This is a genomic window from Leucobacter sp. UCMA 4100, from assembly GCF_027853335.1.
Taxonomy (GTDB): Bacteria; Actinomycetota; Actinomycetes; order Actinomycetales; family Microbacteriaceae; genus Leucobacter_A.
On the sequence record NZ_JAFEUS010000002.1, the window covers coordinates 594,526 to 611,100 of the forward strand.

At 63.2% G+C, this 16,575-nt stretch carries 17 protein-coding genes and 3 tRNA genes; 11 read left to right on the forward strand and 9 right to left on the reverse strand.

Features of this window, described 5'->3' with window-relative positions; all coding sequences use genetic code 11:
- Positions 1-64 precede the first annotated feature (64 nt).
- From JSO19_RS03015 to JSO19_RS03030, 4 genes are all read left to right on the forward strand, one after another.
- Entirely contained in the window at positions 65-1,558 is a 1,494-nt protein-coding gene (locus JSO19_RS03015; RefSeq protein WP_270909639.1) for an AlkA N-terminal domain-containing protein, read from the forward strand.
- The gene (locus JSO19_RS03020) at positions 1,555-2,097 is read left to right on the forward strand and encodes a methylated-DNA--[protein]-cysteine S-methyltransferase (RefSeq protein ID WP_270909640.1); all 543 of its coding nucleotides are present in this window, start codon (positions 1,555-1,557) and stop codon (positions 2,095-2,097) included. The genes JSO19_RS03015 and JSO19_RS03020 overlap by 4 nt, the downstream gene beginning before the upstream one ends.
- A 79-nt stretch (positions 2,098-2,176) precedes the next feature.
- Entirely contained in the window at positions 2,177-3,268 is a 1,092-nt protein-coding gene (locus tag JSO19_RS03025; protein WP_270909642.1) for a hypothetical protein, read from the forward strand.
- 41 nt (positions 3,269-3,309) lie between these two features.
- On the forward strand, positions 3,310-3,855 hold the full coding sequence (locus tag JSO19_RS03030; protein WP_270909644.1) for a hypothetical protein: 546 nt from the start codon (positions 3,310-3,312) through the stop codon (positions 3,853-3,855).
- Between the two features lie 455 nt (positions 3,856-4,310).
- Here the strand turns inward: JSO19_RS03030 and JSO19_RS03035 are convergent, their stop codons facing one another.
- From JSO19_RS03035 to JSO19_RS03075, 9 genes are all read right to left on the reverse strand, one after another.
- Positions 4,311-5,462: an IS30 family transposase gene (locus JSO19_RS03035; RefSeq protein WP_442915703.1), complete on the reverse strand. Its 1,152-nt coding sequence runs from the start codon at positions 5,460-5,462 to the stop codon at positions 4,311-4,313.
- Between the two features lie 281 nt (positions 5,463-5,743).
- Positions 5,744-5,816 (reverse strand) — tRNA-Phe (locus JSO19_RS03040).
- Between the two features lie 59 nt (positions 5,817-5,875).
- Positions 5,876-5,952, reverse strand: a tRNA-Asp gene (locus tag JSO19_RS03045).
- A gap of 29 nt (positions 5,953-5,981) precedes the next feature.
- A tRNA-Glu gene (locus JSO19_RS03050) sits at positions 5,982-6,054 on the reverse strand.
- A gap of 169 nt (positions 6,055-6,223) precedes the next feature.
- Positions 6,224-6,505, reverse strand: coding sequence for a hypothetical protein (locus tag JSO19_RS03055; RefSeq protein WP_270909646.1), 282 nt, complete (start codon positions 6,503-6,505; stop codon positions 6,224-6,226).
- Positions 6,506-6,514: 9 nt separating this feature from the next.
- The gene (locus JSO19_RS03060) at positions 6,515-7,798 is read right to left on the reverse strand and encodes a M18 family aminopeptidase (protein WP_441358083.1); all 1,284 of its coding nucleotides are present in this window, start codon (positions 7,796-7,798) and stop codon (positions 6,515-6,517) included.
- Between the two features lie 176 nt (positions 7,799-7,974).
- Positions 7,975-9,459, reverse strand: a complete 1,485-nt coding sequence (locus JSO19_RS03065) for a leucyl aminopeptidase (protein ID WP_270909649.1) — start codon at positions 9,457-9,459, stop codon at positions 7,975-7,977.
- A 63-nt stretch (positions 9,460-9,522) separates the two neighbouring features.
- Positions 9,523-10,902, reverse strand: a complete 1,380-nt coding sequence (locus tag JSO19_RS03070) for an ABC transporter permease (protein ID WP_270909650.1) — start codon at positions 10,900-10,902, stop codon at positions 9,523-9,525.
- A complete protein-coding gene (locus JSO19_RS03075; RefSeq protein WP_270909652.1) occupies positions 10,899-11,696 on the reverse strand; it encodes an ABC transporter ATP-binding protein in 798 nt (265 codons plus the stop codon). Before JSO19_RS03075 ends, JSO19_RS03070 begins: the two co-directional genes overlap by 4 nt.
- A gap of 204 nt (positions 11,697-11,900) precedes the next feature.
- Here JSO19_RS03075 and JSO19_RS03080 point away from each other — a divergent pair, with 204 nt between their 5' ends.
- The 7 genes from JSO19_RS03080 (at position 11,901) to JSO19_RS03110 (ending at position 16,442) form a co-directional block, all read left to right on the forward strand.
- The gene (locus tag JSO19_RS03080; protein WP_270909653.1) at positions 11,901-12,953 is read left to right on the forward strand and encodes an LLM class flavin-dependent oxidoreductase; all 1,053 of its coding nucleotides are present in this window, start codon (positions 11,901-11,903) and stop codon (positions 12,951-12,953) included.
- A 145-nt stretch (positions 12,954-13,098) separates the two neighbouring features.
- The gene (locus tag JSO19_RS03085) at positions 13,099-13,269 is read left to right on the forward strand and encodes a hypothetical protein (protein ID WP_270909655.1); all 171 of its coding nucleotides are present in this window, start codon (positions 13,099-13,101) and stop codon (positions 13,267-13,269) included.
- A 164-nt stretch (positions 13,270-13,433) separates the two neighbouring features.
- Complete coding sequence (locus JSO19_RS03090) at positions 13,434-13,841, forward strand: SdpI family protein (protein ID WP_270909658.1); 408 nt, start codon at positions 13,434-13,436, stop codon at positions 13,839-13,841.
- A gap of 72 nt (positions 13,842-13,913) precedes the next feature.
- A complete protein-coding gene (locus JSO19_RS03095) occupies positions 13,914-14,504 on the forward strand; it encodes a GNAT family N-acetyltransferase (RefSeq protein ID WP_270909659.1) in 591 nt (196 codons plus the stop codon).
- Positions 14,505-14,813: 309 nt separating this feature from the next.
- Positions 14,814-15,179 (forward strand): hypothetical protein, encoded by a 366-nt coding sequence (locus JSO19_RS03100; RefSeq protein WP_270909661.1) that lies wholly within the window; start codon positions 14,814-14,816, stop codon positions 15,177-15,179.
- A 17-nt stretch (positions 15,180-15,196) separates the two neighbouring features.
- Positions 15,197-15,496 carry a putative quinol monooxygenase gene (locus JSO19_RS03105; protein ID WP_270909662.1) on the forward strand — a complete coding sequence of 100 codons (300 nt, stop codon included), beginning with the start codon at positions 15,197-15,199 and terminating at the stop codon, positions 15,494-15,496.
- Between the two features lie 85 nt (positions 15,497-15,581).
- Positions 15,582-16,442: an alpha/beta fold hydrolase gene (locus JSO19_RS03110; RefSeq protein ID WP_270909663.1), complete on the forward strand. Its 861-nt coding sequence runs from the start codon at positions 15,582-15,584 to the stop codon at positions 16,440-16,442.
- Positions 16,443-16,575: the final 133 nt, after the last annotated feature.

Below are 16,575 nucleotides of genomic sequence, written 5' to 3' on the forward strand. Positions count from 1 at the left end.
CGGCCTCCACCGCGATGTCCGATTCCCGCGAGAAGCACACATCTCGTCGTGGCAAGCTAAGCCCATGACCCAGGCACCGACGACCTTCGATGAGCGCTATAACGCCGTCGCCTCGCGCGACCCTCGCTTCGACGGCCAGTTCATTACGGCGGTGCGCTCAACCGGAATATACTGCCGCCCCTCGTGCCCAGCTCGCACACCGAAACCGTCAAACGTCACGTTCTACCTCACCAGTGCCGCTGCCCACGAGGCCGGTTACCGTGCGTGTAAGCGCTGCCTGCCAGAGGCCGCACCCGGTTCGCCCGAGTGGAACCTTCGCAGCGATGTTGCGAGGCGCGCAATGAGGCTCATTACCGATGGTGTCGTCGAACGTGAGGGCGTGCAGGCGCTCGCAGCGCAGCTCGGGTATTCCTCCCGGCACCTCAACCGACTCCTCACCGCAGAACTCGGTGCAGGCCCCTTGGCTCGCGCCCGGTCGCACCGGGCGCACACCGCGAGGCTGCTCCTCACAGGCACTCAGCTCACCGTCGCAGAGGTCGCCTTTTCGTCGGGGTTTGGCAGCATTCGACAGTGCAACGACACCATTCAAGAGGTCTTTGGCATGACCCCGACCGAACTTCGGCACCATCGCCGCGGCCCAGCCACCGTCGCGGGTGCCATCGACCTCGTGCTCCCCGCACGCGAACCTTTTGACCTTCGTGGCATCTTTGACTGGATGGCAGCCCGCGCTGTTCCGGGCATGGAGGCAGCAGACGAAACCTCGTTCTCCCGCACCCTCGCGCTCCCCGGAGGCCCGGCCTGGTTCGAGCTTCGTGAAGACCCGAAACGGGGCGACAGGGTGCGCCTGCGCGCGCAGGTCACCGAGCTTTCTGACCTCGGCCTCCTCGTGGCGCGGGTGCGCCGTCTCTTCGACCTCGATGCCGACCCCAACGCGATCGACACCATGCTCTCGCGCCACGAAGCGCTCGCACCGCTCGTGGCGCGCACTCCGGGTATTCGAGTTCCCGGTGCCGCCGACGCGCACGAGATGCTCATCAGGGCAATGGTCGGCCAGCAAATCACGGTTGTCTCGGCCCGAACGATGCTGATCTCGCTCGTGACCGCTCTCGGGCAGCCGGTCGAGGGTACAACGAGCCAGCAACGCCTCCTCTTTCCCAGCATGGCAACGATCGCCGAGCACGGGCACGAGGTGCTCCGTGGCCCGAAGGCTCGCATTCAAGCCATCACGGCTACCGCCGCGGCTCTCGCCGACGGCTCTCTCGCCCTCACCTCGGCCGACGATGCGACCGAACAACGACGCACCCTGCTCGAACGCCCCGGGATCGGCCCGTGGACAGCCGACTACGTGCGCATGCGCACGATCGGCGACCCAGATGTCTTCCTGCCTGGCGACAGCGCACTCCGGGCCGGGGCAAAACGTGCGGGGCTCGCAAGCGAGGCCAAATCACTCGCCGAATGGGCAACGCGCCTCGCCCCCTGGCGCAGCTACCTGAGCGCACACCTCTGGCGTGCAGCGCTCACCCCCAGCGTCTCCCCTACCCCGAAAGAAGGCTCATGACCACACCCACGAAAGCCATCGCCCACACCGTTGCAACGCCCGACGGCCCCTTCACGATCATCGCAACCGAGAACGCCCAGGTGCTCGCCTCGGGATGGACGAGCGACGCGGCTGGGCTTGCTGAGAGAATCAATCGGCAGATCCGCCCCGATTCTCTCGGCACCGGCGCGACCCCCGCGGCCGAAGCCGTCGTTGCCTACTACGACGGTGAGCCCTCACGGCTCGCGTCGGTCGAGGTCTTGCAGCACGGCACCGAACTGCAGAACCTCGGGTGGAGCACGCTGCGCGAGCTCGAGCCAGGTCAGCCCGTCAGCTACGCCGAGTTTGCCGAACTGCTCAAGCGCCCGAGCGCGGTGCGAGCTGCCGCAGCGATCTGCGCGCGCAACGCTGCCGGGCTCTTTGTGCCCTGCCACCGAGTGCTGCGCACCGACGGCTCACTCGGTGGCTTCGCCTGGGGCACGCACGTCAAGCAGGCTCTGCTCGACCGCGAGGGCGGAGGCGAGCGCGGCCTCAATAGCTCTGCTCTCTTCACTCTGTAAGAAGTCACTATTTCGGTTACAGTCGTCATGAACAAACCGTGCAGAAGTCCTTTCTGCACTGAACGCAGAAAGGACAGGGATGCGCCGCCCATTCGTCACCGCTTTCGGCTTCATCGCCGCCGCGACCCTCTTGCTCACCGGCTGCCAAGCGAACGATGCTACCCCCGTTGCTGAGCCTGAACCAGAGCAGGCCCACGGGCCGGTGCTGGGCGACCCGGTCGTCGAGGTCAGGCAGCAGTGGGTGCAGTACGAGGGGCGCGACCGCGACGGCGAGCGCTTCACACTCGAGGTGACTCTTGAGCGCCCCGAGGTTACCGGAACGACAGACGCTATCTCTGACGCGTTGAAGGAGCAGGTCGATGACGTGCTCGAAGACTACTTTGCCGACCTCAGAACCTGGGCAAGCACCTACAGCGTTGAAGAGTTGAACTGTGAAGATTCGACCGCCTGCGCCCTTCCCGTCAGCATCACGACTCCTGACCACGGCACCTACGAAACGTATGCGGGCGCCACCATGCACTTCAGCGCAGAGATCGTTGAATCGTTGCCGTCTCACGAGGTGTTCTCGGTTGTCGTCGCAACCGACGGGAGCGAGAAAACCCCCGAGCTCGCAGACATCGTGAACCTCCGCGACAGAGTGCCGCACAAGAAGGTGCTTCACGAGTTGCAAGCCGCCGATAACTGGCAGGCCTGCGCCGAGCTCGAGCCAGACTTCGACGAATGGGTCGCCGCGTGGACCCCGACCGAACAAGGCCTCGCGCTCACCTGGAGCGAGACCGCGAGCCGCATCAGCAAGGAGTGCGGCGTGATCAGCGTCGTCATGCCGTGGGGCGACGAAGCCCCCGCCGATTCCGCCGACCCCGCGATCGAAGACTCGTCTGGCCGCTGGTGCAGCGGCGAGGCCGACTGCCTCACGATCGGCTACCCCACGCTCACCCACGAGGGCACCACCTTCACCATGAAGGTCTCGGGTAAAAACGGGCTCTTCCTCGGCTGCTTCGATATCGGCCTGCACGATGAGAAACACGCTCCCACGGGCTATGCCGTCTACTGCCCCGCGATCGCTCCCACCTTCGAAGATCCGCTCTCGGGCGCTTCCTACGAAACGGGCGCCGAACGCCTCATGCTCGGCGACGACGACGCCGGCGTCTTCTACTCACGCACTCAATAACCTCCCTATACAGGGCTAACGCCCGGTCATGGGCTGAGGCCATGTCTCGAAGCTCCCAGCCAAAGACCACCCCACGCACCACCCCTGCGTCACCAAGCCGCGAGGCGTACCGCCTCAGCAACCGAGCCATATCGACCATCACGATTACGCTCGTCGTGATGATGTTCGTGTTGCTCGCGGTCTCGCTCCTCGTTCTCTGGCTGGGCGACCTGTCTGGGTCGCACACCGCAGAACTCTGGGGAGTGCTCATTCTCGTCACCGCGTTCGGCCTACCGGTCTTTGCCGGCGCGATTTTTGGTGGTTTAGCGCTCAGTCGTTGGGGGTGGATCGCAGGGCTGCTCTTCGGCTCGGGCTGGGTCCTGATCGTCTTTCTCATCTCGAACGACTCATTTCGCCTGATCTACGACGGCCGCTCCCTGGGGCCAATCCCGTTCTCAGAAGATGTGTGGCGGTTTGTCGCGGTCGCCGGCATGGTCGTTGGCGGAGCGCTCTATTTCGTCTTCGGCTTCTTGTCCTTCGTTCCCATCACCGTCGGTGGGGTTCCCTTGAACGCTGCGGCCGGCAGAAAGCTTCAGCGCCGCCGCTGAAGCGAAGTCGATACCACTGGCAGATGCAACTATGAGGGTCTGCCTCACAAGTCCAATTCGCTCCGTGACCAACAGATATCCGCGAAGGAATTCTTCACGGTGCCTGCGAGCACTTCGGATATCAACCGGACCAGCTTGAGATGCGGCTCTCCGTCGGCAAGTTCGCTGGCGGTGGTCATGAGGAACGTATCAGGGATTGGGCAGCAACCCAGCACATCGGTGGACATGCTCTGCAGGTGTTCGGCGCGCCAGAAGTCGTCACCACGGTGAGGGAAGTTGCCCGAAACAAACTGTATCGAGACAGCCCTGTTTTGGCGACGCTTAAGGTTCTTGAGGAAACGGGAGCACTGAAATCATCGTAAATGCGTGATGTTTTGTTAGCAGGTCTACTGTGCAGGTGTGCCACGTCGCCGTGTGGTCAAAAAGTGTCGAATTCCCCAGGCGGTTTCTAGCGGTCAGCGCAACAGTATCTCTTCGATGACCTCGGCCGGCTTCGCGAACGCTAACCGTTTCCGGGGCCGGTCGTTCATCTCCCACTCAACATAATCGAGATCTGCCTGACTGAACACACTCAGATCAGTGCCCTTGGGGAAATACTCCCGCAGTAACCCATTCGTGTTCTCATTCGTCGGCCGCTGCCAGGGCGAGTGCGGGTCGCAAAAGAACACATCAATATCAGCTCCCATAGCGACTTCTTGATGCTTACTCATCTCTTTGCCCTGGTCCCAGGTGAGAGTCCGACGAAGCACATCAGGTAACTCTTTCATCTTCGCGATAAGCCCCTCAGTGACTGCTTCTACCCGCGGTAACGAGGGGTCTAACCAAACAAGGAATAGATAGTTCGAGTGGCGTTCAACGACCGTCCCGATAGCGCTCTTGCCATCTTTCCCGATAATTAAGTCACCTTCCCAATGCCCAGGAACAGCCCGATCAAGTGCTTCTGCGGGACGGTCAACAATGTTCACCATCCCAGCAATTCGGCCCTGCCTAGACTGGCCAGAACGGTGACTGTGTCGGATCTTCCTCCCCGTACGAACCCGAACCTCAAGCTCGCGTTTGAGCCCACCCCTGGCAAGGAGATAGATCGCTTGATAGATCGTTTCGTGTGACACTCGCATCTCCGGCTGATCCGGAAACTCGCGCTGTAGCCTGCCCACAACCTGTTCCGGTGACCGCTTCAACGATAGTTCAGCCTCCACAAAACGCCGTAACCGCGGATTCGTTACCAGCTTCGACGGTTTCGGTCTGCGGGCGCGCTGAAACGTTTGCGATTGTGCCTGTGTTGCCCGATACCTCGGCCTACGAGCCCGTTCAGAAGAAAAGAACGCGTTCCGCCGAATCTCACGACTCACTGTTGACGGGGCACGCCCCAACTTCCTCGCGATCTCACGAATCCCAGCCTTTGCCGTCCATAACGCCTGAATCTCGATACGCTCCTCGAACGATAACGACGACACCCGGGCTACTCTTCGGGGTCTCACCCCGCCCTGCGAATGAATATGTGACAAGATCGCGGCTTCGCTCTTGTCTACCCGTTCACCAATCTCTCGTGCGGTGAAGCCAGCAGCTCGCATATCCCAGATCGTGTTCACATGCTCAGCAAGCATGTTCCTTGAGAACTTCATGTCAGTGTCCCCCCTTGTATTGTCTCGGGTGTTGCAACCACCGTTAGAACCCGCGCAGACAAATCGACACTTTTTGACCACACGGTTGCGGAAAGTGACCACACGCTGGAAGAAAGCGCTCGCTGAGCACCGGGGCCCGTTCCTGCTCGCATCGCTAGGAGCAAAGAGTCGAAAGCCAAGTAGAGCGCCCACATGCGCAAATAAAAGAACCCCCAAGAGTAGAAGCCTCTTGAGGGCTCAGCGGCGGTGTAATCTCCGCCACGTGGCTCCGACCGGCATCGATCCGGTGACCTTTCGATTTTCAGTCGAACGCTCTACCAACTGAGCTACAGAGCCGAAGGCTTTTGATCGCCTTCTGAGAAAAAGAAACCCTTCCGAAGAAGGGCTCTTTTTCTTGGCGACCCTGACGGGACTTGAACCCGCGACCTCCGCCGTGACAGGGCGGCGCGCTAACCAACTGCGCTACAGGGCCTGGTGCTATTTAATTGTATCTGGTGATCGTGACCCCAACGGGATTCGAACCCGTGTTGCCGCCGTGAAAGGGCGGAGTCCTAGGCCGCTAGACGATGGGGCCGCAGTCTCGCACTTTCGCACGTTGACCACCGAGAAATAAGCATATGCGAATGCGGGGGCTTGTGCAAATCGAGGCCATTTTTCTCTAATCCCTGGCGTGTCACGCCCGAGCAAGACGGCGTGACACGCCCAGAAATTGGGCCTCGAAAAGCGACGAGTTTGGCCCGTCGTCAGGCCATGAGGGCTTTGTTGAGCCGGTTGAGCGAAATGTTTTCGTGCATGAACACGCCAACACTCGTTCGCTGCTCAAAGTTGTAGCCGAGGCTGCCCTGCGTGAGCAGCCCGATGAGGTGTGGCTCGTTGGGGTTCCATAAAATCCACGAAGGTTTGCCGCTCGAGTTGAGCCCCAAGAAGGTCACCTCGATGTCGCGGTTGCCCATTCGCTGCACCCGCGGCATCATTCGTTCGGTGGGAAGTTGTGTCGTCTCGTCTGCCCTTGAAATCTCGCTCATACGTGCATTCTAGGCGAAGAACGTCTGAGCGACGAGGGCAAGCGCATACAGGTCATCGACGTGTGCGAGTTCGCGTGCCGAGTGCATCGAAAGCAGCGGCACCCCGATGTCGACGGTGCGAATGCCGAGGCGGGTTGCGGTGAGCGGCCCAATGGTCGTTCCGCAGGGCATGTCGTTGTTCGACACGAAGGTCTGATGCTTGACCCCTGCACGCTCGCACACGCTGCTCCAGAGGGCCGCCCCGTGCGCGTCTGAGGCGTAGCGCTGCTGCGCGTTGACCTTGAGCATAGGCCCCTGCCCCGCGAGCGGGCGCACGTTGGGGTCGTGGCGCTCGCGGTAGTTCGGGTGCACCGAGTGCCCTGCGTCGGCCGAGAGGCACCATGATGAGGCGAGCCCGCGCGCACGCTCTTCGACGCCGGCGCCGAGCAAAGCGTAGAGGCGGTCGACGATCTCGGCCAGGAACGGCCCTGAAGCGCCTGAGCGGGTCTCTGAGCCGATTTCTTCGTGGTCGAAGGACACGAACACGGCGATGCTGTTTTCGGCGGGCTGAGCGCCTTTCATGGCGGCGAGGCCGGCGTAGGTCGACGAGAGGTTGTCGAGTCGCCCTGAGGCGAGCAGTTCGCCGCCAATCCCGATGCGCGCCGGGGCCTGCGTGTCGGCGACGACGACGTCGCAACCGGCAATATCGGCGGCATCAATACCAGCGTCGACAGCGAGCAATCGCAGCGGATCGCCCTCGCCGTACCCGAGGCTCACACCCAGCACGGGCTGCGTGTTCATCTGCTTCTGCAGTTTGAGCCCCTCGTTAACCTGGCGATCGAGGTGAATCGCGAGTTGCGGAATGCGCGCGACGGCCCCAGTCTTTGCGGTGAGCTCCTGCCCGTCACGGGTGATGAGTCGGCCCGCAAAGGCGAGGTCGCGGTCGAGCCACGAGTTGAGCAGCGGGCCGCCGTAAATTTCGACGCCGGCCTGGGCCCATCCCTCTGCGTCAAAGGCTGGGCTTGGCTTGAGCTTGAATCCGGGCGAATCGGTGTGGGCACCAAAGATGTTGAGCCGCGCCGAAGGGGTGATGTCGGGGCCCACAGCCCAGGCGATCACGGCACCGTCACGCACGACGACGTGCTTCGCACCCGGCGTGAGTTCGGGCCATGCTGCGGTCTCGTCGAGGGCCTCGTAGCCCGCCTCGATGAGCTGGCGCTCGGTCTCTCGTGCCGCGTGGTACGACGAGGGCGATGCGCTCACAAAGTCTGAGATCTGCTGAATGTACGTGTTGAGGTCTGGCATATGGGTCATCGTGGTAGCTCCTTGCACCCCTCAGGGGCGCGGTAGGCGGTCACGGGAAACAGTGCTTTCCCGTGACCGCACGGTGTAAAACGGTGGCGATACACAACACCGGGGCCCCGTCACGATCAAACGATCGCGGCCGAGACCCCGGTGTTGGTCACTCGAAAGTGTGAAGCAGTCGTGAACTACTGGCGCGGTGCCTCGAAGGCCGCGGCAAACTCGGCGAGCAGGCGTGCACCGAAGCCGGTTGAGCCGGTTGAACGCCAGAGGTCGTTCTTGTCGCTCATCATGGTGCCTGCGATATCGAGGTGGCCCCAGGCGATCCCGTCGACGAACTCGTTCAGGAAGAGACCGGCGAGGATGAGACCCGCTGATGATCCGCCGATGTTCGAGAGGTCAGCCGTGTTCGACTTGAGCTGCTCGCGGTAGCGGTGATCGAGGGGCATGCGCCAGATGTTCTCGTCGCTCACGAGGGCTGCTGCCTCGAGCTGAGCGGCGACCTCGTCGTTGTTCGCGAGCATCGCTGCGGTGCGCTCACCGAGTGCCATCTGCGCGGCACCCGTGAGGGTCGCGATGTCGATGATCGCGTCGGGGCGCTGCTCTTCTTCGGTCGCGAGCACGAGGCCGTCGGCGAGCACGAGGCGACCCTCGGCGTCGGTGTTCTTAACCTCGACGGTCGTGCCGCCGCGAATCGTGAGCACGTCGCCGAGCTTCGTCGCGCTGCCCGAGGGCATGTTGTCAGTGCACATGAGCCAGCCGGTGACCTGGTGCTCAACACCGAGCTCACGCAGCGAGGTCATCGACGAGAAGACCGCAGCGGCGCCCATCATGTCGAACTTCATGGCCGCGTGCATCGCGTTCGAGGGCTTGAGGCTGATGCCGCCCGAGTCGTACATGATGCCCTTGCCCACGAGCGCGAGGTGGCCCTTCGCGTTCTCGGGACGGTACATGACCTTGATCATGCGGGGCTCTTCGGTCGAGCCGGCGTTCACACCGAGCAGGCCGCCGAGGCCGAGCTCCATGATCTGCGCGCGGTCGTAGACCTCAACCTCGAGGCCAAACTCGGGGGCGAGCTTCTGCGCGATCTCGCCGAACTTCTCGGCGCTCAGGTGGCGCGGCGGGGTGTTCGCGAGGTCACGCGCGAGGCCAGCGATGCGAGCGAGCACGAGGCCACGCTCGATGCCCTCGGTCGCCTGCTTCTCGTCGTCGGTGACGACGGTGAGCTTCTCGAGCGTCACGGTCTTCGGGTCGGTCGTGAGCTCGTCCCAGCGGTAGCGTGCGAGCAGCGAGCCCTCGACGACGGCCTGAGCCGCTTCGTCGACCGAGACCGCGAGGCCGCGCACGTCAACGGCGAGGTCAGCGATCTCGCTCGCGGCACGGGTGAAGGCGGCCGCGGCGTCGCGCACCTGGGCCTGGGTCTCAAGCTTCTCGCCAACGCCAACGAGCACCGTAAGGGTCTCGCCCGCAATCGGGTAGGTCTGCCCCGGCTTCGCGGTGAAGCCAACGGCGGCGAGCGCCTCGCGTGACACGGTCACACCCGAGGGAAGTTCGCCCTCGGTGCTCACGAACACTGCCTGTGCTGCAGCCTGCGCCTGTGCAGCCGCAACAACCTGAGGCTGCTGGTCGAGAGAAGGAATCGGGTTAAATGAAGCATCAATCACAACAGTCATGCCCACCACCATACTCCCCGGGTGTGGGAGCCCACCGAGGAATTTCGGAGGCTCCCACCCGAGTCACGCCGCGGCGAGCGCCTCAACGGGCGCGACGCGAACGGCGCGTTTCGAGGGCGCGAACGACGCGAGCGCCGCGAGGGCAATGCCAAACACCGCGATGCCCGCGATGACGAGCAGGGGGATGCCCGGCCGCTGAATGCCGACCTCTGAAGCAAGCAGAGAGGTGGCGGCGATCCACCCGTAAAAACCGCCGAGCACGACGCCGAAGACGAGCGCGGTGAGCGTCATCTGCGCGGCCTCAACGATCACGAGGCCACGCACCTGCGCGCCCGTGAAGCCGAGCGTGCGCAAGAGGCCGAGCTCGCGGGTGCGCTGAATAACGCCGAGCGAGAGCGTGTTCACGAGGCCAACGGCTGCGATGACGGCCGAGAACCCGACGAGCGCGGTGAGCACCACCGTGACGGTCGCGATGGTCGAACCGAGCACCGCTTGCGAGGCAGGGTCGTCGCCGAAGGCCGTGAGCATCATCGACTCGAAGCTCGAGAGGGCCACCGCAAACATGGTCACGAGGGTCACCCCGATCACGAGGCCGATCGTCGCGCGAGTGGCTCGCTCGGGATGCCGCGTCGCGTTCGCACTCGCGAGGCGCGCGACGGGGCTCTTGCCGAGCAGCTTGCCGCTCAGCGCGAGCATGGGAGGCATGATGCGGTGCGCAGCGAGCATGATGCCGGTGAACGAGAACATTCCGCCGAAAAACGCGACGACGATACCCATGGGGCTGAGCGCGATGCCGAGCCCCATCAGCGCGACACCGATGATCACGAAGATGATCGCCGTAACCGTGCGCCCCACGCGACCACCGGCCACCTCTGGCGAGGGCTCAACGGCCGCACCGGTCGCCGCGATCGGCGAAACCTGGCCGACTCGCTTGGTGCCGACCCAGGCAGCGATCCACGTGGTCGCGATGACGAGGGCCACCGCGACGAGCGTCAGCGGATCGAAGAGCGGGTACCCACGCCCAGCTGGCAAGCCTCCCTGCTGCACCGCGATGGCCACGCCGCCCGCCACGAGCCCCGTCGCGACGACGAAGCCGGCGAGCGCGCCGAGGGCGCCCATGACGAGACCCTCGCGGGCGACCGAGGCGCGCATGCGGTTCGAGGTCGAGCCGATGAGTCGGTACAGCGCGATCGTGCGGGTGCGCCCCGCGATGATCGTCGAGAAGGTGTTCGCGGTGACGATCGCGGCGACGTAGAGCGCGATGCCGATGAACACGAACGAGACCGCGAGAAACATCATTCGAAAGGTTGCAGAACCCTCCATGAGGTTCGGATCGAGCGCTGCCGCAAGCACACCGGTCGTGAGAATGAGCGTGACGGCGAGCACTGTCGACAGTGCCGAGACGACGATCGTCGCGCCATGCCCCTGAAGCCTGTCTCTCATGCGCTCACCTGCTCGAGGTTGAGCATCGTGCGCGAGATCTGCTCTGGGCTCATGGCTGCCGAGTCGAGCACGATCTGCCCGTCAGCGAGAAACAGGATGCGGTCGGCGTAGCTCGCGGCAACCGGGTCGTGGGTGACCATCGCGATCGACTGGCCCGAGCTGTTCACGGCCTCGCGCAGCAGCCCGAGCACCTCGCGGCTCGTGCGCGAGTCGAGGGCACCCGTTGGCTCGTCGGCGAAGACGATGTCTGGGCTCGTCGCGAGCGCCCTCGCGATGGCGACGCGCTGCTGCTGGCCGCCCGAAAGCTCGTGCGGGCGGTGCGTGAGGCGGTTCGCGAGGCCAAGCGTTGCCAGAATCGTGTCGATGCGCCCCTGCTCGGCCGCGGTCGGCGTGCGCCCGTCGAGTTCGAAGGGAAGCATGACGTTGCCGAGCACGTCGAGCGTTGGCACGAGGTTGAAAGCCTGAAAGATGAAGCCAATCTGGCGACGGCGGAGCTTCGTGAGCTCGGTGTCATTCATGCCGGTGATGCGCTGCCCCGCGAGCAGAATCTCGCCGGAACTGACGGTGTCGAGGCCGGCCATGACGTGCATGAGCGTCGACTTGCCCGAGCCCGACGGGCCCATGATCGCGGTGAAAGCGCCGCGCTTAAGGCCGAGGCTGACCCCGCCGAGCGCCGTGACCGGGTTCGCCGCATCGCCGTACTGTTTGACGACGTGGTGGGCCGAAACCACGAGGTCGCTCGGGGGTTCGGGGGTGCTTCTCACGAGGGGAATCTGCTGCGAAATATCGTTCATACCCAAACGCTACGACCGGCCACCCACCAGCCGCGTCGGCCCCGGGTACCAGCGGGGCGTACCCCGGTACGATCTTGCGTGGGTCTTCAGGGTGACCGGGCGTTGGCTCGTCGCGGATCCGCCGCTTTGCCCCGTCTCATGATTTATCTCGCGCGCAAGATAATGCTCGGGAATACTTTTACCGGGCGCCCGGTTACACCCGACATGAAAGCATTTGGATTCCTCTCATTCGGCCACTACGGCGACGTGCCCGGGTCAATCACCCGCACCGCCGGCGACATGCTCAAGCAGACCATCGAAATCGCCGAGGGTGCCGACGAGATCGGCGTGAACGGCGCCTACGTGCGCGTGCACCACTTCGCGCGCCAGGCCGCCTCACCCATGCCGCTACTCACCGCGATGGCGGCACGCACGAAGCACATCGAGGTCGGAACCGGCGTCATCGACATGCGATACGAAAACCCCCTCTACCTCGCCGAAGAAGCGGCCGCCCTCGACTACATCGCCGACGGCAGACTCGCGCTCGGCATCAGCCGAGGATCACCAGAACCGGCACTGCGCGGCTACGAGGCATTCGGCTACACCGGCTCGAGCGACCCCCGCGGCGCCGACCTCGCCCGCGACAAGTTCGACCTCTTTCTCGACGCGATCGACGGCGGCGGCATCACCGAGGGCGACCCGCAGATGACGGGCCCCGGCGTGCACCTGCCCATCGAGCCGCACTCGCCCACACTACGCGACCACATCTGGTGGGGAGCCGGCTCGCGCGCCTCGGCCGAAGACGTCGGCCGCATGGGCCTAAACCTCATGTCGTCAACCCTGCTCACCGAAGCCACCGGCGAACCCTTCGACGTGCTGCAACGCCAGCAGATCGAGCAGTTTCGCGAGGCCTACCGCGCCGCCGGCCACACCGGCACCCCGCGCGTGAGCGTGAGCCGCAGCGTGTTCCCGATCATGAACCAGCGCGACGAAATGTACTTCGGGCTGCGTTCACGCGAAAACCAGGACCAGATCGGTGTCATCGACGGGCTGCGCTCGACCTTCGGCAAGACCTACGCCGACAGCCCCGAAGTGCTCATCGAGCAACTGAAAAACGACGAGGCCGTGATGGCGGCCGACACCCTCATGCTGACGATTCCGAACCAGCTCGGCCCCGAGTACAACCTGCACGTGCTCGAGTCATTCGCGAAGCACGTGGCGCCGGCGCTGGGGTGGAAGCCGAATACCGAGGGGGCGGTTACGGGGTACGCGATCTAGGGGTGAATTTCTTGCGGCAGCGTACCTTTACTCCTGCATCACTTTGAAAGGTGATGCAGGAGTTTCGGGAATGCAACAAGGTGCCCTGCTTCACCCCGGTTTTTCATGAAGCAAGGGGCTTTGAAGGGCCATGTATGGTGGGGTTATGAAGTTGGGCAAAGCAGCACTGATCGGCGTGGTACTTTCTGTGGTGATGATTCTGGCAGGTGCGCTGGTTATCACTTTCACAGAGTTCGGCATTCTCGGTTTTACGCTCATCCTTCTCGGGATTTGCCTCGAGATCTACGCTATTTCTAGGCCACGTCACACCGACTAAACGGCGCAGCCTCAACCAACTTGGCCCCAATGATCAATTGCACGTGCCCGAGCCGCGTTTGAAGTGTGGAGCGCCTACTCCAAGGCGTGAGCGAAAACGCGAAGGGTCGTTTGCGCGGTAGGCGTTCTACTGCACCACTTCCAAACGCTGCTAGGGTCAGATACATGGCCGAAACTGTGGTGATGGGGATGGTGATGGCCGGCTTCTTGCTCCTGTTCGGAGTCGGGCTATTCACCGTAGGTAAAGCCTGCGAGAACGGCGACATTGCGCGCAATAGGGCATTTGGGCTTCGCACTCGGCACACCCTCGCCTCAGATGAAGCTTGGGCCGTTGGCCATGCAGCCGGGGGCCGAAATCTCAGGATCGCAGGGCTTGGATCGTTGATCGGTTCGGCCCTCGCTGTGCTCAGTGCGCCCCTTTTCTTCTTGGGGGTATCTGAGAACGTCACCAACTCGATCATCGCTTCACTCATCGTTGCATCAGCGCTCTGGTCGCTTGTTTGGGTGTTGCTCGCTGGGATCAAAGCCAATAGAGCCGCGAAGCAGCTCTCTCGCTCGAGCGAGCACGTGTAGGGGTATCGGCACCGGCGCTGTGGTGGAAGTCGAAGACCGAGAGCCAGTTCAAAGCGATACGATGTAACGCTTTTGCCCATCACCGACTGGCATAATCACAACATGGGTAACGAGCGCGGGTACGAGTCAGTGCTTAGTGACATTCGTCTTGACCCGCCTACCACGGCCGATATTGAGCCGCTGCATGAGATCTACCGAGATCTGCGAGTTTGGACGCATCTTCCCTCTGGCCGGCACACTGAACTTGCAACGACCACTGCGATGGTCACATCGTGGATCGATGCGTGGGAGCGCGACGGACTCGCAGCCTGGATTGTTCGCCATATGATGAGCCGAGAGTTCCTCGGGCACGTAGGTTGCTCCGTCAGAAACGAAACGTTCTGGAACTTGGGCTACCGTCTGGCTGCGAACGCACAGGGCCGTGGCATTGCCAGCCGTGTTTCGAAGGTGGCGGTCAAGCGAGCGCAGCTTGTCGCTCCGGAGCTACCGGTGGTCGCGTATCTCTTGGAGCACAACCATGCGAGCGCCCGAGTTGCCGAGAAATGTGGGCTGACTTTGCAGCATCGCGCTCCAGACGCGGGCAATCCCGATCCGGAAGCAATTCGGCTGGTCTACGCAGACCGCGAGTTGTCAGACGATGAGCTTCGCGCAGCTCTAGGTTGAGCGGCTCTGAGTGCTGGGCGATGAAGGCGCTGTTTCGGGTCCGGTCATTCAGCCGCGAACCCGAGAGGTGGTTCTGCAACGCGTTGCCCCAGCCTTCCCCACCCATCCCCAGCCCAGAATGGTTCGCGGATCCCGCCAGCCCGTTTTGGTGGGGCTCTCAGGGGCAACCGTAGCTGCCGCGAAAACCGAGGCTGCCGCGAAATTGTTTGCACTTTTTGCCCGTTTGAGGCCGAAAATCACCCAAAAGTGCAAACAATTTGAGCGGCTGACGGCAGCGGCGGCGGCCGACCACCGCGCTACGATGTCACCATGACCGTTCACAGTGACTGGATCGAGCACCGCCGCGGCGACAACGAACTCATCGGGTGGATCGTGCCCGAGGGCGAAGATTTCGCGACCATCGACCTGCTCGGCCGCCGCGGTGAGCCCGTCGACTGGCTCACCGCCAAGGAATACCTCGAAGACCTCGGCATCGGCTACCTCGCTGACCGTTACGCGTTCTTCACCGCTCCTGATCAGTGGGCGCGCGTGAAGATCGTCGAGGTTTCGCCCGACGGCATCACCGTGCAAGAGGACGATTACGGTGACGCGATCGGCGGGGTTCCCCTGCCCTCGCACCGTCTGCCGTGGCCAATGTCGAGCACGCTCGTTCCCCTCGCAGAGGTTCAGCGCTAGCGCGCGAGGCTGAGCCCATGACAGGTGAAACACTCATGAAAGGTCACATCGCCCTCCGCGGCAGGCTCATCTGCCGCACCCCGAAAGAAGCCGAGACCGTGCGCACTCACCTCCCAGCGCACGAGGCCTTGAGCCGCGCCGAACCGGGCTGCGTTTCGTTCGAGGTGACCGCCACCGATGATCCACTCGTTTGGCACGTTGCCGAGCAATTCTCGAGCGAAGAGGCTTTCGCAGCCCACCAGCGCCGCGTCGCCGCGAGCGAGTGGGGCCTCGTGACGGCGGGCATTACGAGGGAGTACCACATCACGAGGGGCTAGACCCCCTCGCCGCGGATCGCAGCCGATCACCCATCACCTTTCCCGCTCTCGAACGAATGTCAGTGGTCCCTTTTACACTGTCACCATGAACGATGTACAACAGCACTCAGTACCAACGGGCGATGGCCGAACTCTGACCGGCACGACGGCGGGTCCCGCCAGTGGCCTCCCTTTGCTGTTTATCGCAGGCGCGGCAACCGGCAAGCGCATGACCTTCGGCGATGAATACCTTGCCGATCGTGGATTGAGACTCATCACAATGGATCGTCCTGGTATCGGCGATTCCACGGCCGACAAAGGCCGCACGGCGGCGACGACCGCGAACGACTACCGCTCATTCGTTGCCGCCGTTACCGGCAGCAACGAGACCTTCGCCGCGGTGGCGAACTCGCAGGGCTCAGTGTTTGGGCTCGAACTTGCAGCGCAGGGGGCGCTCAGCCGCCTGGTCCTTGCCTCACCCGCCGACGAGATCGCCTTTCCTACCATTCACGACATGCTTCCGACTGAGGCGACGATGCTCTCTGATCTCGCAAACTCGTCACCCGACGAGGCAGCTGCCGTGTTGCGTGGCTTCTCGGCAATCGACATGGAGCAGATGGTCATGGCCGGCTCGCACCCTGACGATGTTGCCTGGTACCAGCGCAGTCCGTTTATCGAACAGTACCGGGCGGCTCTCGCTGAGGGCTTCGCCAACGAGGGCTCCGGCTACGTGACCGATACCCTCATCGCGATGCAACACTGGAACGTCGACCTCGATGCCATCGAGTGCCCCGTGCAGGTGCTCTTCGGGGTGAACGATCAGACCCACTCTCCCGACCACGGCGCGACCCTCACGGGCCGCATCCCGGGCGCTTCGCGCGCCGTCTTCGATGACGCCGGCGGCGCCCTGCTCTGGAGTCACGCAGCGATCGTGCTCGATGCCGCCCTCGGTAAACTCGAGGGCTGATCTAAGGCCCCCCAACAGTGCTCCCAAGCACACGACCTCAAAGGTTGCAGTACTCGGTGCAGTCGGCTGAGCCAGAGCAGACAGGCAGTTTCGGCAGGAATCGACGCAAAAGGAGACAGCACACTACTTTTAA

Coding starts and splice junctions, on each gene's coding strand:
- JSO19_RS03015 (WP_270909639.1), top strand. CDS start 65: ATGACCCAGGCACCGACGACCTTCGATGAGCGCTATAACGCCGTCGCC.
- JSO19_RS03020 (WP_270909640.1), top strand. CDS start 1,555: ATGACCACACCCACGAAAGCCATCGCCCACACCGTTGCAACGCCCGAC.
- JSO19_RS03025 (WP_270909642.1), top strand. CDS start 2,177: ATGCGCCGCCCATTCGTCACCGCTTTCGGCTTCATCGCCGCCGCGACC.
- JSO19_RS03030 (WP_270909644.1), top strand. CDS start 3,310: ATGTCTCGAAGCTCCCAGCCAAAGACCACCCCACGCACCACCCCTGCG.
- JSO19_RS03035 (WP_442915703.1), bottom strand. CDS start 5,462: ATGCTTGCTGAGCATGTGAACACGATCTGGGATATGCGAGCTGCTGGC.
- JSO19_RS03055 (WP_270909646.1), bottom strand. CDS start 6,505: ATGAGCGAGATTTCAAGGGCAGACGAGACGACACAACTTCCCACCGAA.
- JSO19_RS03060 (WP_441358083.1), bottom strand. CDS start 7,798: ATGACCCATATGCCAGACCTCAACACGTACATTCAGCAGATCTCAGAC.
- JSO19_RS03065 (WP_270909649.1), bottom strand. CDS start 9,459: ATGACTGTTGTGATTGATGCTTCATTTAACCCGATTCCTTCTCTCGAC.
- JSO19_RS03070 (WP_270909650.1), bottom strand. CDS start 10,902: ATGAGAGACAGGCTTCAGGGGCATGGCGCGACGATCGTCGTCTCGGCA.
- JSO19_RS03075 (WP_270909652.1), bottom strand. CDS start 11,696: ATGAACGATATTTCGCAGCAGATTCCCCTCGTGAGAAGCACCCCCGAA.
- JSO19_RS03080 (WP_270909653.1), top strand. CDS start 11,901: ATGAAAGCATTTGGATTCCTCTCATTCGGCCACTACGGCGACGTGCCC.
- JSO19_RS03085 (WP_270909655.1), top strand. CDS start 13,099: ATGAAGTTGGGCAAAGCAGCACTGATCGGCGTGGTACTTTCTGTGGTG.
- JSO19_RS03090 (WP_270909658.1), top strand. CDS start 13,434: ATGGCCGAAACTGTGGTGATGGGGATGGTGATGGCCGGCTTCTTGCTC.
- JSO19_RS03100 (WP_270909661.1), top strand. CDS start 14,814: ATGACCGTTCACAGTGACTGGATCGAGCACCGCCGCGGCGACAACGAA.
- JSO19_RS03105 (WP_270909662.1), top strand. CDS start 15,197: ATGACAGGTGAAACACTCATGAAAGGTCACATCGCCCTCCGCGGCAGG.
- JSO19_RS03110 (WP_270909663.1), top strand. CDS start 15,582: ATGAACGATGTACAACAGCACTCAGTACCAACGGGCGATGGCCGAACT.